At 71.6% G+C, this 14,108-nt stretch carries 12 protein-coding genes and 1 tRNA gene; 4 read left to right on the plus strand and 9 right to left on the minus strand.

The genetic code is table 11. The annotated features are described in order from the left end of the window. Nucleotides 1-24: 24 nt before the first annotated feature. Complete coding sequence (locus tag QMQ26_RS12860; protein WP_282206508.1) at nt 25-2,418, minus strand: chitinase C-terminal domain-containing protein; 2,394 nt, start codon at nt 2,416-2,418, stop codon at nt 25-27. Nucleotides 2,419-2,708: 290 nt separating this feature from the next. Then, entirely contained in the window at nt 2,709-5,045 is a 2,337-nt protein-coding gene (locus QMQ26_RS12865) for a glycosyl hydrolase family 18 protein (RefSeq protein ID WP_282205789.1), read from the minus strand. Nucleotides 5,046-5,298: 253 nt separating this feature from the next. Here QMQ26_RS12865 and QMQ26_RS12870 point away from each other — a divergent pair. Then, nucleotides 5,299-5,382 (plus strand) — tRNA-Leu (locus QMQ26_RS12870). A 69-nt stretch (nt 5,383-5,451) separates the two neighbouring features. On the opposite strand, the gene rdgB is transcribed toward QMQ26_RS12870, so the two are convergent. The 4 genes from rdgB to QMQ26_RS12890 all read right to left on the minus strand — a co-directional run bounded on the left by rdgB (nt 5,452) and on the right by QMQ26_RS12890 (nt 7,685). Next, nucleotides 5,452-6,057 (minus strand): RdgB/HAM1 family non-canonical purine NTP pyrophosphatase, encoded by a 606-nt coding sequence (gene rdgB, locus QMQ26_RS12875; RefSeq protein WP_100838122.1) that lies wholly within the window; start codon nt 6,055-6,057, stop codon nt 5,452-5,454. Between the two features lie 28 nt (nt 6,058-6,085). Next, the gene (locus tag QMQ26_RS12880) at nt 6,086-6,514 is read right to left on the minus strand and encodes a hypothetical protein (protein ID WP_282205790.1); all 429 of its coding nucleotides are present in this window, start codon (nt 6,512-6,514) and stop codon (nt 6,086-6,088) included. A gap of 88 nt (nt 6,515-6,602) precedes the next feature. Continuing rightward, the gene (rph, locus tag QMQ26_RS12885; protein ID WP_100838120.1) at nt 6,603-7,328 is read right to left on the minus strand and encodes a ribonuclease PH; all 726 of its coding nucleotides are present in this window, start codon (nt 7,326-7,328) and stop codon (nt 6,603-6,605) included. Nucleotides 7,329-7,451: 123 nt separating this feature from the next. After that, nucleotides 7,452-7,685: a glucose PTS transporter subunit EIIB gene (locus QMQ26_RS12890; RefSeq protein ID WP_014135942.1), complete on the minus strand. Its 234-nt coding sequence runs from the start codon at nt 7,683-7,685 to the stop codon at nt 7,452-7,454. A 370-nt stretch (nt 7,686-8,055) separates the two neighbouring features. Here QMQ26_RS12890 and QMQ26_RS12895 point away from each other — a divergent pair, with 370 nt between their 5' ends. Continuing rightward, on the plus strand, nt 8,056-9,348 hold the full coding sequence (locus QMQ26_RS12895) for a PTS transporter subunit EIIC (RefSeq protein WP_100838119.1): 1,293 nt from the start codon (nt 8,056-8,058) through the stop codon (nt 9,346-9,348). Nucleotides 9,349-9,578: 230 nt separating this feature from the next. Beyond that, nucleotides 9,579-10,832, plus strand: coding sequence for a PTS transporter subunit EIIC (locus QMQ26_RS12900; RefSeq protein ID WP_100838118.1), 1,254 nt, complete (start codon nt 9,579-9,581; stop codon nt 10,830-10,832). A 46-nt stretch (nt 10,833-10,878) separates the two neighbouring features. On the opposite strand, the gene QMQ26_RS12905 is transcribed toward QMQ26_RS12900, so the two are convergent. Next, the gene (locus QMQ26_RS12905; RefSeq protein WP_100838117.1) at nt 10,879-11,826 is read right to left on the minus strand and encodes a helix-turn-helix transcriptional regulator; all 948 of its coding nucleotides are present in this window, start codon (nt 11,824-11,826) and stop codon (nt 10,879-10,881) included. 239 nt (nt 11,827-12,065) lie between these two features. On the opposite strand from QMQ26_RS12905, the gene QMQ26_RS12910 reads away from it, so the two are divergent. Then, nucleotides 12,066-12,983 (plus strand): branched-chain amino acid transaminase, encoded by a 918-nt coding sequence (locus QMQ26_RS12910; protein WP_100838116.1) that lies wholly within the window; start codon nt 12,066-12,068, stop codon nt 12,981-12,983. On the opposite strand, the gene QMQ26_RS12915 is transcribed toward QMQ26_RS12910, so the two are convergent. Then, entirely contained in the window at nt 12,971-13,723 is a 753-nt protein-coding gene (locus QMQ26_RS12915) for an MBL fold metallo-hydrolase (RefSeq protein WP_100838115.1), read from the minus strand. The genes QMQ26_RS12910 and QMQ26_RS12915 overlap by 13 nt on opposite strands. Before the next feature lie 181 nt (nt 13,724-13,904). Beyond that, the gene (locus tag QMQ26_RS12920) at nt 13,905-14,093 is read right to left on the minus strand and encodes a MerR family transcriptional regulator (protein WP_100838114.1); all 189 of its coding nucleotides are present in this window, start codon (nt 14,091-14,093) and stop codon (nt 13,905-13,907) included. Nucleotides 14,094-14,108 lie beyond the last annotated feature (15 nt).

Here is a 14,108-nt window from a genome sequence, read left to right on the forward strand (position 1 = left end):
CCGTTCATGGGCCCGGGGCCGGGCTCAGCAGGCCCCGAGGTCCGTCCAGACGCCCCAGGCGCCGCTCAGCGAGGGGTCCTCGTTCGTGGTCCACCACTTGTTCTGGTAGTAGTGGCCCTTCCACGACACCTTGGTGACGGTGGCGTAGACGGCGCCCGCGCTCCAGCTCGGCGCGCCCGCGCAGGTCCCGGTGCTGGCCGACGCGGAGGCGCTGGCCGACGGCGAGGCCGACTTCGAGGGCGAGGCGGAGGCGCTGGCCGACGGGGACGCCGACTGCGAGGGCGAGGCGCTGGCCGACGCGGACGGCGAGGCCGACTTCGAGGGCGACGCGGACGCGGAGGTCGACGGGGACGGCGAGGCGGTGCCCGCGGTGGTGCCGCGGGTGAAGTCGCCGGTGATGCCGTACAGCGTGCCGCCGACGTTCACGGTCCAGTTGGCGGGGGTGGAGACCGGCAGGTAGTAGACGAAGGCGACGTCCACCGAGGCGCCGGGCGCCAGGGTCTGCCAGGTCGGCAGCTTCAGCGAGACCCGGTTGTAGGTGCCCTTCAGACCGCCGACGTTGCTGCCGGTGTGGTCGGCCCGGATCACCTTGGAGCCGAAGCCGGACTGGTCGGCGGCGTTGGCGGGTGCGGAGACCGAGTAGTCGAACTGGAACTCGGTGCCGCCCGGCAGGGTGGTGGTCGAGTTGTTGACGATGTGGATCTTCGGGTTGATCGGGTAGTTGTTGTCGCCCAGCGCGAAGTCGGTGAAGGACACGTCGATCGGCAGGGTCTGCTGCGGCAGCGCGATGGTGGAGCGGGTCGCGCCGTACGCCGAGGCCGACTTGAACTTGTCGTACAGCAGCGAGGTCAGCGTGGAGCCCTGGACGTACTCGCCCTTGCCGCCGTTGGCGGTGGCGTCCCACTTGTAGTCGCCGGCCAGCTCCCAGATCATCGCGCCGCCGACGCCCTGGTTGACCACGTAGTCGGCCTTGGCGCCGATCGACTGGTCGTCCTCGGTGGAGAGGAAGACCTTCTTGTCGGCGTTCCACAGCCACGGGGCGACCAGCGACGAGCTGTAGTTGCGGGCGTAGGTGCCCTTGAGCGAGGTGTCGCTCACGCCGTACTTGGCGAGGTAGTCCGGCAGGACGCCGGCCTCCAGGTTCTTGGCGTGCCACATCGGGTTGGAGCCGGCGGGCGACTCCTTGCCGTTGTCGTCCAGGTCGTGCCAGATGTTGTCGATGCCGACCGCGCCGTCACCGCAGGTGGTCAGGCCGGAGCCGGCCGGGCAGGTGGTGGTGGAGGAGGTGCCCCACAGGCCGTTGGTGCCGCCCTGCACGTTCTGGAAGCCGCGGGTGTAGTACGGCACGCCGAGGTTGATCCGGCCGGCCGGCATCGCGCCGCGGAAGTAGTGCACGGCCCAGTCGGTGTTCAGGTAGCCGATGCCGCCGTACTGCGAGGTGCCGTACACGTTGGCGGCCGCCAGCTCGGCGTCCTTGCCGTCGTCGTACAGCGCGGCGTTCGGGCCGACGTACTTGTTCCAGGCGCCGTGCAGGTCGTACGACATGATGTTGACGTAGTCCAGGTACTGGGTGACCTGGAAGGTCTCCATGCCGCGCAGCAGGTAGCCCGAGGACGGGGCGGCGACCGACAGCAGGTAGTACTTGCCGTCGGCGGCGGAGGCCCGGTCGAGCTTCTCGCGCATGGTCTTCAGCAGCGCCGCGTAGCCCTTCATCAGGGAGGCGCGCTTGGCGTTGGAGAGCGAGTAGTCGAGCGGGTTGCCCGCGTCCTTCATCGAGGTCGGGTACTCGTAGTCGAGGTCGACGCCGTTGAAGCCGTACTTCTTGATGAAGCCGACGGCCGAGTCCGCGAAGGTGTTGATGCCGGCCTGGTTGACCGACCCGTCCGCGTTGGTGGTCATCGAGTAGAAGCCGCCGGAGTTGACCCGCTGGCCCGAGTCGTCGAAGTAGCCGCCGGTCTCGGCCCAACCGCCCACCGAGATCATGGTCTTGACGTTCGGGTACTGCTTCTTGAACTTGCTGAGCAGGTTGAAGTGGCCCTTGTACGCGTACGCCGGGTCCATCTCCGCGCCCGCCACGCCGGGGAAGGTGATCCCGGTGGAGGCGTTGTTCGCGTTGTCCGTGCCGACCGACAGCGTGTTGTCGGACGCCACGTGCGCGAACGCGTAGTTGAGGTGGGTGACCTTGTCCCAGGGGATGTTGTTCACCAGGTAGGCGGGCGTGCCGTCCTTGCCGGTGCGCCAGCTGGTGAAGTAGCCGATGACGCGGCGCTGGTGGTCGGCGCCCATCTGCTCGCGCCCGCCGGTGTCGTAGACGTTGCAGTAGGGGACGTCGACCCCGGGCGTGGTGTACATGCCGTCGGGACGACACGCCTGGTTGTCGACGGCGGCGGCGGACGGGGCCACGCCGAGCGTGCTCATCAGCAGGCCCGCCAGGCCGGCGGCCGCGGTGGTGGCGAAGGCCGTCCTGCGGCCCTTGGAGTGGCGGCCGGCAGCGGTGGGACGCTGCTCCACCTTGTTTCGGATCAACACTCGGTCCTCCTGGAGAGAGTGTCGTGCGCGCGGCCGAGGGAAGCCGCACACCTGTGGGGGAAGTTCCGCCGAACCTAAAAGGTCTGGACCATCCCCGTCAACAGGTCTGTACCAACTTGATATGAAGGGCCGGACCGTCCGCGCTCGGACGATCCGGCCCTCACCAGGGGGAACTGACGCTACTTCATGCTTCCGGTCATCGCGTTGACGAGGGTTCCGGCGCTGTCGTCGGCCTCCAGCGAGTAGGCGAAGATGCCGCCGAGGCCCTTGGACGCGGCGTACGAGCCGCGCGCCGCGATCGCCTGCGGGGTGTCACCGGTCCACAGGCTGGTGCCGTCGTAGATCCACGAGCTCTGCGTGGTCGGGTCCCAGTGCACCGCCGATCCGCCGGTCTTGCCGGCCGCCGCCAGCTCCTTCCAGAACGCCACGCCCGCGGTCTGGCTGGTGCCCTGCGCCGCCGACGGGCCGGTCGCGCCCTGGTACAGGCCGTAGTTCGAGCCGGCCTGGACGCCGGTCCAGCCGCGGAAGTAGAACGGCACGCCCAGCACCAGCTTCTTCGCCGGGAACCCGCCCTTGATGCCGTACGCCGGGGCGCCGTTCAGGTAGGCGTTCACCGCGTTGTCCACGGTGTACTTCTGGGTGCCCGGGGCGACCGGGTTGCTCGGGTCGTTCGGGCTGTCGTACAGCGGGTCCTGGAGGTTGGTCGGGCCGGTCGCGTCCCAGCCGCCGTGCATGTCGTAGGACATCACGTTGCCGTAGTCCAGGTACTTCCCGATCTGGTCGGTCTGCAGCAGCGCGATCTTGTCCTGGCCGGACGGCAGGGCCGCGGTGAGCAGGTACTTCTTGCCGACGGTCTGCCCGTACGCGTCCAGCTGGTTGCGGAACTCGGCCAGCAGCGCGGTGAAGTCGGCGGTGTCGGCGGCCGAGGAGTGGTTGCCGGTGTGGCCGCCCGCGGAGGCCGGGTACTCCCAGTCGATGTCGATGCCGTCGAAGATCCCCATCGCCGCGGCGGCCCCGCCGGTGGCGTCGCCCTGGATCGAGGGCAGGTTGCCCTTGATGAACATGTCGATGCAGGAGGAGACCAGCTTCTTGCGCGAGGCGTCGGTGGCCGCCGCGTCCGAGAAGTACTTGGAGTACGTCCAGCCGCCCAACGACATGGTGATCTTCAGGTTCGGGTACTTCGCCTTGAGCTCGCGCAGCTGGTTGAAGTTGCCCTTCAACGGCTGGGTCCAGGCGTCGGTGGTGCCGTCCACCGCGATGTCGGCGGTGTAGCCCTTCTGGTAGTCCGCGAACGCGTCGCCCGCGCCGTCGCCGGCGTTCGGGTTGTTGTCGTTGGTGTCGGCGGCCTTGATGGTCTCGAAGCAGCTCAGCGTGGACGGGTCGATGTTGGCGAACGCGTAGGTCATCGTGTTCAGCCCGCTCGCCGCGCCGGTGGCGGCCATCGTCGACGGGTAGTACTTGTTCCCGTAGATGCCCCACTGCGCGAAGTACGCCGACTTCAGCGCGCCGCTCGGGGCCGCCCCGGTGGTGACGGTCACCGGCGCGGAGTACCCGCTGCTGTGGCCGTCCTTGTCGTAGCCCTGCACGGTGAAGGTGTACGAGGTGTTCGGCAGCAGCGAGGAGACGGTCACCGAGGTGCCCATCGAGGTCGCGGTCTGGGTCGTGGTGCCGCCGGTGAAGATCCGGTAGACCGCGCTGTTGCCGTTCTGCGCGTTGTCGGTGGAGGCGTTCCACTTCAACGTCACCGCGGTGCCCGCCACGCTCGCGCTCAGCCCGGTCGGCGTGGTCACCACCCCGTCCCCGCCCGGCGCCCCGCTCTGCGAGGCCGAGGCCGAGGGCGAAGCGCTCCGCGAGGCGGAGGCCGAGGGCGAAGCGGAGGAGGACGGACTGGCGGAGGTGCCGGCCGAGGGCGAGGCGCTCCGGCTCGGGCTGCTGCTCGCCGACGGGCCGGCGGAGCCCGACCCGCCCGGCCCGGTGAGCACCAGGTCGTCCGCGTCGTAGGTGCCCTGGCCGTACCAGCCGTGGGTGTAGACCGTCACCGAGGTGGTCGAGGCGCCGGTGGTGAAGGTGGTGCTGCGGTTGGCCCAGTCCGCGCTGGAGCCCCAGGCGTTGGTGTCGGTGGTGCCGGTGCCGGTGACGCCCAGGTAGGTGTAGTTGCCCTTCAGCCAGCCGCTCAGGCTGTACGTGGTGCCCGGGCTGACCGCGACGGTCTGCGAGCACTGGGCGGTGTCCGAGGCGGAGGCCGCCGCCTGCAGCGCCTTGGCGCCGCCGTGCGGGGCGGTGGCGGTGACCGAGCCGAGGCCGGCCGAGCAGTTCCAGCCGGTCAGCGTGCCGCTCTCGAAGTCGCCGTTGACGAGCAGGTTGACGGTGGCGGCCGAGGAGGTGCCGCCGATCGCGGTGACCAGTCCGGCGGCGCCGGCCACCAGGGCGGTCGCGGTCACCAGTGCGGCGTGGGCCTTCAGCGGGCGCCGCCCGGTCCGGGCGGCGGAGCGCGCGGCTGTGGCGCGTTCGGGCATGGGTCGCTCCAATGCTCGCGCCCGGCGTGGGGGGCCGGACGCCGTGGGGGAGGAAGACGTGCCTGGGCCCGGCCGTTGCGCACCGCCCGGGACCCGGATTTCCGCGGATCGGCGCGAACGTACGTGGTCTGGACCACAAGGGTCAATAGGTCTGTACCAATTCTTGAACAAGTCCGGACACCCCGCACCGCCGTCCGAAAGGGTGGTGCACGCCCGTGCAACGGGCCAGTAGCATGGCGGACATCAGGTATCGGCGGTCTTGGCGGAATTGGCAGACGCCCGGGTTTTAGGTGCCCGTGAGAGCAATCTCGTGAGGGTTCGAGTCCCTCAGGCCGCACCGGCGTTGAGCACGCCGAGAGGCCCGCCCCGGAGAGCCGGGGCGGGCCTCTTCGCGCGTCCGCCGTCCTCAGCCGAGCAGTTCGGCGACCACCGGCGCCAGCGAGCGGAACGCCTGCCCGCGGTGGCTGATCGCGTTCTTCTCCTCGGCGCTCAGCTCGGCGCACGTCCGGCTCTCGCCGAGCGGCTGGAGGACCGGGTCGTAGCCGAAGCCGCCCGCCCCGGCCGGCTCGGTGCGCAGGGTGCCGTGCAGCCGGCCCTCGACCACCCGCTCGGTGCCGTCCGGCAGCGCGAGCGCGGCGGCGCAGGCGAAGGAGGCGGCCCGGTGCTCCGCGGCGATGTCGCCGAGCTGGGCCAGCAGCAGGTCCAGGTTGGCCTTGTCGTCGCCGTGCCGCCCGGCCCAGCGCGCGGAGAAGATCCCGGGTGCCCCGCCCAGCACGTCCACGCACAGCCCGGAGTCGTCCGCGACGGCCGGCAGCCCGGTCGCCTTCGCCAGCGCGTGCGCCTTGAGCAGCGCGTTCTCGGCGAAGGTCACCCCGGTCTCGCGCACGTCCGGCACCTCGGGGAAGGCGTCGGCCCCGACCAGCTCGACCTCCAGCCCGGCCGCGCCGAGGATGTCGCGCAGTTCGGCGAGCTTGTGCTGGTTGCGGGTGGCGAGAACGAGTCGCTTGGTCATGGGTCCCAGCCTAGTGCGCCCCCGCCGCTCAGCCGGTGCACACCATGCTGACCCGCCCGGCCGCGCTGCCCAGCGGCCCGAGGTCGGGCGTCCGGTTGTTGTCGAGCGCCTTCTGCACGTTGTCGATCTGGGTCTGCAGGTCGGTGACCGCCCGGCCCAGGTCGGCGTCGTTGGAGTTGCGCCCGAGCTTGTCCACGTCGCCCTTGAGGTTCTGCAGCGCCTGCCCGGCGGCGGCCGGGTCCTGGTCGGCGTTGTCGAACGCCGCGCCGAGCTGGGCGACGTGCGTGGTGACCTGCACCGCGGTGTTGGCGCAGCTGAGCGCCTTCTCCGCGGCGGAGCAGCTCACCGCGCTCAGCGGCAGGACCAGCACCAGGGCGGCGACGGCGAGCGCGGTGGTGCGGTTGATGCTCAGCGGCTGCTGCATCGGCGAGTCCTCCAGGAGGGTGTGCGGGCTCACCCCGAACGGTAAGGCCGGGCCCGCGTGCCTGTACAGCACTCCCGGGCCCGCCCACCCTCTCTGACGGCCGTTCAGCCCCTGCGGTTCCTCAGGCTTCCAGCGCCTTGCGCTGGATCTCGTCCAGCTCGGCGCAGCCCAGGCTGCCGAGGTCGAGCAGCTGGTTGAGCAGGTCGCGGTCGAACGGGGCGCCCTCGGCGGTGCCCTGGACCTCGACGAAGCGGCCGTCGGAGGTGCAGACGACGTTCATGTCGGTGCCGGCCCGGACGTCCTCCTCGTACCGCAGGTCGAGCATCGGGACGCCGTCGATGATGCCGACGCTGACCGCGCTGACGCCGCCGGTGATCGGCTGGCCCTTCGCGCGCAGCAGCTTCTTCTCCCGGGCCCAGGAGACCGCGTCGACCAGGGCCACGTAGGCGCCGGTGATCGCTGCGGTGCGGGTGCCGCCGTCGGCCTGGAGGACGTCGCAGTCGAGCACGATGGTGTTCTCGGCGAGCGCGCGGTGGTCGACCACGGCGCGCAGCGAACGGCCGATCAGCCGGCTGATCTCGTGGGTGCGGCCGCCGATCTTGCCGCGGACGGACTCGCGGTCGCCGCGGGTGTTGGTGGCCCGGGGCAGCATGGCGTACTCGGCGGTGACCCAGCCCTCGCCGCTGCCCTTGCGCCAGCGCGGGACGCCCTCGGTGACGCTGGCGGTGCACAGCACCTTGGTGTCGCCGTAGGAGACCAGGACGGAGCCTTCGGCGTGCTTGCTCCAGTTCCGTTCGATGGTGACGGGGCGGAGCTGGTCGGGGGTGCGGCCGTCGATGCGAGACATGGGCACGAGCGTATCGGGTCGGCGCCCCGGCCCCGGCGGGGGCGCACGCGCGAGGGCCCGCCGGCCGGTGGTCTCCGGCGGGCGGGCCCTCGCGGGTGGAGCGGGCCTGCGGGGAGGCTCAGCTCACATCATGTCCTCGATCTCGGCGGCGATCGGGTCGGCGTCGGTGCCGATGACGACCTGGATGGCCGTGCCCATCTTCACCACACCGTGCGCGCCGGCCGCCTTGAGCGCCGCCTCGTCGACCTTGGAGGCGTCGTGGACCTCGGTGCGCAGCCGGGTGATGCAGCCCTCGACCTCGTCGATGTTCTCGATTCCGCCGAGACCGGCGACGATCTTCTCAGCCTTGCTGGCCATGGTCTTTCTCCCTCTGTCTCGGCGCTTCGGCGGTCGGTCGCCGGGTGCCGTACTGCGTGTGCGGTGGTGCCGGCCGGAGGTGACCCGGGATCAGTCTGCCGCGCCTTCCGACGGCGCGACCAGCATCACCCGATTCCGACCGATATGCCACGTTAGTCCACTTTCGGACTACCTCCGCGCGCGGTCGCCCCCCGGGCCGCCGGAGGATGGCGATCATCGGGCTCTCGAAACCCGCGGACCGCCACTGCCCCATAAATGGTCTACACCAATTCTAGGTGTACTCGGGACAACGCCGGGCGGTCCGCAGGTGTTCCTGGCCCCACGCACGGATGAACCCAGAGGCAGCGGGAACGGCAGCGGAGGGCCGACGATGAGTTCGACAGGCGCCACAGCGAACCAGTCCACCTGGTGGCACACCTTCTACGGGGGCCTGCAGAAGATGGGCCGCAGCCTCCAGCTGCCGGTGGCCGTCCTGCCCGCCGCCGGCCTGCTGACCCGGCTCGGCCAGGACGACATCTTCGGCAAGGACGGCCTCGGCTGGAACAAGGTCTCCGCCGCGATCGGCGCCGCCGGCGGCGCGCTGCTCAACCCGGCGCTCGGCCTGCCGCTGCTGTTCTGCATCGGCGTGGCGATCGGCATGGCCAAGAAGGCCGACGGCTCCACCGCGCTGGCCGCGGTGGCCGGCTTCCTGGTCTACTACGCCGTCCTGCACGCCTTCCCCAAGGACTGCCCGACCGGCTCGACGCTCGACGGCACGATCTGCGTCAACTACACCGACAAGACGGTGGTGTCGGCCGACTTCCAGAACCCCGGCGTGCTCGGCGGCATCCTGATGGGCCTCTTCTCGGCCTGGCTCTGGGTGCGCTACCACCGGGTCAGGCTGGTCGACTGGCTGGGCTTCTTCAACGGCCGCCGCCTGGTGCCGATGATCACCGCCCTGGTCGGCCTGCTGCTCGGCTCGCTGATGGTGTGGATCTGGCAGCCGATCGGCTCCGGGCTGGAGGACTTCTCCAAGTGGCTCTCCGACCTGGACGCCGTCGGCTCCGGCATCTTCGGCGTCGCCAACCGCGCCCTGCTGCTGATCGGCATGCACCAGCTGCTGAACACCTTCGTCTGGTTCCAGTTCGGCTCCTACACCAACCCGGACACCGGCAAGTCCGGCACCGGCGACATCGGCCGCTTCCTGGCCGGCGACCCGGACGCCGGCCAGTTCCTCTCCGGCTTCTTCCCGATCATGATGTTCGCGCTCCCGGCCGCCGCGATGGCCATCGCGGCCTGCGCCAAGCCGCACCGGCGCAAGGAGATCTACGGCCTGATGACCTCGGTCGCGCTGACCTCCTTCGTCACCGGCGTCACCGAGCCCATCGAGTACTCCTTCGCCTACGTGGCCCCGCTGCTGTACGGCATCCACGCGGTGCTCACCGGCGTCTCGATGGCCGTCACCTGGGCGCTCGGCGTCCACGACGGCTTCAGCTTCTCGGCCGGACTGATCGACTACCTGCTCAACTGGAACCTGGCCACCAAACCCTGGCTGATCATCCCGATCGGCCTGTGCTTCGCGGTGGTCTACTACGCGGTCTTCCGGTTCGTCATCGTCAGGTTCGACCTCAAGACCCCGGGTCGCGAGGACGACGACGAGATCGACGACGTGACCAAGGCCTGACCTCCGGTCGGCGCACGGCGCCCCCGGCGGGAGACCCCTCCCGGCCGGGGGCGCCGTGCTGCCCGGACGTAGGCTGACCCGGCGTCAACCGTTCGAAGGTTTCGATTCAGCGGCGCTTGTCCCCGGCGAACCTTAAGAGGGTTCCGGTCGCTGTTCGGCGCGTGCTAGAAAGCTGGAGGAGGCCACAAGTGGTCTAGACCAGGATCGCGCTGCCGTGAGGAACCGCCGCTATGAGTACCACCGCGCAGAACCCCCTGCCCGCGGCGGCGTCCGGCGGCCGGGAGCTGCGCTCCCGGGTCTTCGCGGCGCTCCAGAAGATCGGCCGCAGCCTCCAGCTCCCGATCGCCGTGCTGCCCGCCGCCGGCATCCTGCTGCGGCTCGGCCAGGAGGACGTCTTCGGCGACCAGGGCCTGGGCTGGACCAGGGTCGCCGAGGTGTTCTCCGCCTCCGGCCACGCCGTCTTCGACTGGATGCCACTGCTGTTCTGCGTGGGCATCGCCATCGGCTACGCCCGGAAGGCCGACGGCTCCACCGCGCTGGCCGCCCTGGTCGGCTTCCTGACGTACCACCAGGTGCTCACCGCCTTCCCCAAGACCGCCTACCAGGTGCTGCCCGGCCGGGACGTCGCCGCCACCTACCAGGACCCCGGCGTGCTCGGCGGCGTGGTGGTCGGCCTGCTCTCCGCGATCCTCTGGCAGCGGCTGCACCGCACCCGCCTGGTCGACTGGCTGGGCTTCTTCAACGGCCGCCGCCTGGTCCCGATCGTGATGGCCTTCGTCGGCACCGCCCTGGGCGTCTTCTTCGGCCTGTGCTGGGGCCCGATCGGCGCCGTCGTCGACCGCTTCAGCACCTGGGCGATCGGCCTCGGCGCGCTCGGCGCCGGCCTGTTCGGCCTGATCAACCGGGCCCTGCTGCCGTTCGGCCTGCACCAGTTGGCCAACACCTTCTTCTGGCAGCAGGCCGGGCGCTACACCGTCGGCACCCAGGAGTTCCACGGCGACCAGACCCGCTTCTTCCAGCACGACCCGGCGGCCGGCCAGTTCATGTCGGGCTTCTTCCCGATCATGATGTTCGGCCTGCCCGCCGCCGCCCTCGCCATCGCCCACTGCGCCCGCCCCGAACGCCGCCGCGCCGTGCTGGGCATGATGTTCTCGCTGGCCCTCACCTCCTTCGCCACCGGCATCACCGAGCCGATCGAGTTCGCCTTCCTGTTCATCGCCCCCGCCCTGTACGTCCTGCACGCCGTGCTCACCGGCCTGTCCATGGCGCTCACCTGGGGCCTGGGCGTGCACCACGGCTTCACCTTCTCCGCGGGCGTCATCGACTACGTCCTGAACTGGAACCTGGCCACCGAACCCTGGCTGATCATCCCGATCGGCCTGTGCTTCGCGGTGGTCTACTACGCCCTCTTCCGGTTCGTCATCCTGCGCTTCGACCTGAAGACCCCGGGACGCGAGGACGACGACGGCTTCGAGGACGGGTAGCCGGGGCGCGGGCGGGCGCGGGTGGGGCCCGGCCCGGGCGGTCCCGTCAGATCCACCCCAGCCGCGCCGCGTGCACGCCCGCCTGGAAGCGCGACTGCGCGCCCAGCGCCGCGGTGAGGTCGGCGACCAGGCGGCGCACCGTGCGGTCGGACACCTCCAGCTTGCGGCCGATCGCCTGGTCGGTGAGCCCGGCCGCGAGCAGCCGCAGCACCTCGCGGTGGCGGTCGTCCGGGGTGGTGCGGCCGAGCAGCTCCGGCGGGACCCAGCTGGCCGCCCAGAAGTGCTCGAACAGCTCGCGCACCACGCTGACCACCGCCGGGTCGCGGACCACCACCGCGGCGCTGCCCGGCGGCTCCCCCGGCGCGGGCAGCACGGCGAGGCCCGCGTCGACCACGATCAGCCACAGCGGCAGGGTGTGCGCGACCCGGATCAGCGCGCCGGCCGCGGTCAGCGCCTGGACGTGGGCGAGGACCGCACCCTGGTGCAGCGCGGCGGCCGGGTAGATGGTGCGCAGCGCGACCCGGTGGGCCAGCGCGATCCGCTCGCGGGCGAGCTTCTCGGCCAGGCCGCTCTCCGACTGGTCCTGGCCGGGCCGCAGCGACAGCGCCTCGGTGCGGGCGGCCCGGGCGGCGTCCTCCAGCAGCGCGGCCACCCGGTCGGTGCCGCGGACCAGCTCGTGGGCGGTGCCGGTGTGCAGCGGCAGGTAGCGGGCGTGCAGGTGCTCGACCCGCTCGCGGGTGCGGCGGGCCTCGCCGAGCAGCGCGGTGAAGCGGCGGTCGGAGTCGGCCAGCAGCTGACGGACGGCGGTGTCGATCGAGACGGCGGCCATCCCGCTGGTGGTCGCCGACGTCCGCTGGAGCAGCCCGAGGCCGCGCAGCTCACCCAGCGCCTGCTCGAACTCGCTTTCCTCGCAGCCGAGTTCCTCGCGCAGGGAGTCCAGCGGCAGGCCGGGGTCGGCGAGCAGGCGGGCGTACAGGGCGGTGCTGGTCTCCACCCTCCGGGAGCCTAGGGCCGCGGGCCGGGGGCGGAGCGCGGTTTTCAGCATGCGAGACGGCCCCGGCGGGCGGGCGGCGGCGGGGCGGCCGGAGGACGCGGAGGCGGGGCGGCCGGGAGCGGGTCCGCGTCCGGGAGGCGGTCCCGGCATCCGAGACGGGCGCTCCGGTGGCGGCCATGGCCTGATCCGGCGCGGCCGGGGTCTTCGCCGGGCGGGCCGGGGTCTCCAGGATGGGCGGCATGGCGATTCCCGAGTCTTCCGTGATCTGGTTCGACGGCGCGCTGGTGCCCTGGCAGGAGGCCCGCGTCCACGTCCTGACCCACGCCCTGCACTACGGCACCGGGGTGCTGGAGGGCACCCGGGTGTTCGAGACGGCCGACGGGCCCGCGGTGTTCCGGCTGGCCGAGCACCTGGCCCGGCTGGAGCGCAGCGCGCACATGCTGCGCATCGAACTCCCCTACAGCCGGGAGGAGTTGGCGGCGGCAACGGTGGCGCTGGTGGCGGCCAACGGCCACCGCTCCTGCTACCTGCGGCACCTGGCCTTCCTGGGCTACGGGTCGATGGGCCTGGACATGCGGCACTCCCCCACCAGCGTGTCGATCGCCTCCTGGGAGTGGCCCGCCTACCTGGCGGCGGGGCGCGGACTGCGGCTGATGACCAGCAGCTGGCGGCGCACCGACCCCAACGCCGTCCCCCCGGCGGCGAAGGCCACCGGCCCGTACCTGAACTCGGCGCTGGCCCGGCGGGAGGCCACCGACGCGGGCTTCGACGAGGCGCTGCTGCTGGCCCCGGACGGCACGGTCAGCGAGTGCAGCTCGGAGAACGTCTTCGCGGTCCGCGGCGGCGTCCTGCGCACCACCCCCGCCAGCGCGGGCGCCCTGGAGGGCATCACCCAGGACACCCTGCTGACCCTGGCCCGGGACCTGGGCGTAGAGGTCCGGGTGGAGAACCTGCTGCGCTCGGACCTGTACGCGGCCGACGAGGTCTTCCTCTCCGGCACGGCGGCCGGCGTCGTCCCGGTGGCCTCCCTGGACAACCGCGAACTACCTTCCTCCGAAGGCGAGTTGACCAAGCGGCTGGCCGAGGCGTACCGGGGTGCGGTGAGCGGCGCGGACCCCCGCTACCGGCACTGGCTGACGCCGGTTCACAGCTCGTAGACGGCTCCGGCGCGGGCGAGTTCGACCGGGCCGGGGAAGGCGGCGGCGGCGTCGCGGCGGTTGCGTTCGGCGTCGGTCCACGGCGGGATGTGGGTGAGGACCAGGCGGGCGGCGGCGGCCTCGGCGGCGTGCTCGCCGGCCTGGGTGCCGTTGAGGTGGATGGAGTCGAAGGTCTCCTTGCCGTCCGTGTAGGCCGCCTCGCACAGGAACAGGTCGGCGCCGCGGGCGAGTTCGACCAGGGCGGGGCAGACGCCGGTGTCGCCGGAGTAGACCAGGCTGCGGCCGCCGGCCTCGATCCGGAAGCCGTACGCCTCGCAGTCGAGGTGGTTGACCCGGGCGGCGGTGACGGTGAACGGGCCGAGGGCCAGCCGGGCGCCGTCGGCGAGGTCGCGGAAGTCGAAGACCTCGGTCATGCCGGGCTTCTCCGGCATGTCGTAGGCGCGGGCCAGGCGTTCGGCGGTGCCGGCCGGGCCGTGCACGGGCAGCGGGTCGGGGCAGCCCTCGACCCGGTAGTTGCGGGCGACCCAGTAGGCGCACAGGTCGATGCAGTGGTCGGCGTGCAGGTGGCTGAGCAGGACGGCGTCCACGTCGTAGAGGCCGGCGTACTTCTGCAGGGCGCCGAGCGCGCCGTTGCCGAGGTCGACGACGAGGCGGTAGCCGTCGTGCTCCACCAGGTAGCTGGAGCACGGGGAGTCCACGGACGGGAAGCTCCCCGAGCACCCCACCACGGTCAGTTTCATGCCGAGCCCTTCCCGCCCCGTCGGGCCATCGTCCGCGGCCGTCCGCGCCGCCGGTCGGGCGGGGCGGGGTTCTTCGACTCCGTCGGTGCTTTGACTGTCGAGGGTAAGGGCCGGGCGGCACTTTGCCCCCTCTCCCGTGCCGGGCTGTGGGCGGAATCACCAGGACGGGGCGGGGCCCGGTTCAGCGGCGTCCCGGGCGGGCCAGCGCCCAGCCGCGGATGGTCTCCGGGTACCAGCGGGGGTGGCCCGCGGCGTCGACCCGGTCGGGTTCGGGCAGCAGTCCGTGCCGCTTGTAGTTGCGGACTGTCTCGACCCGCACGTTGATGTGCCGGGCGATCTCGACGTAGGACCAGAGCTCTCGGCCGGGCATCGCGCCCACCTCCGG

The organism is Kitasatospora fiedleri (genome assembly GCF_948472415.1).
Taxonomy (GTDB): domain Bacteria; phylum Actinomycetota; class Actinomycetes; order Streptomycetales; family Streptomycetaceae; genus Kitasatospora; species Kitasatospora fiedleri.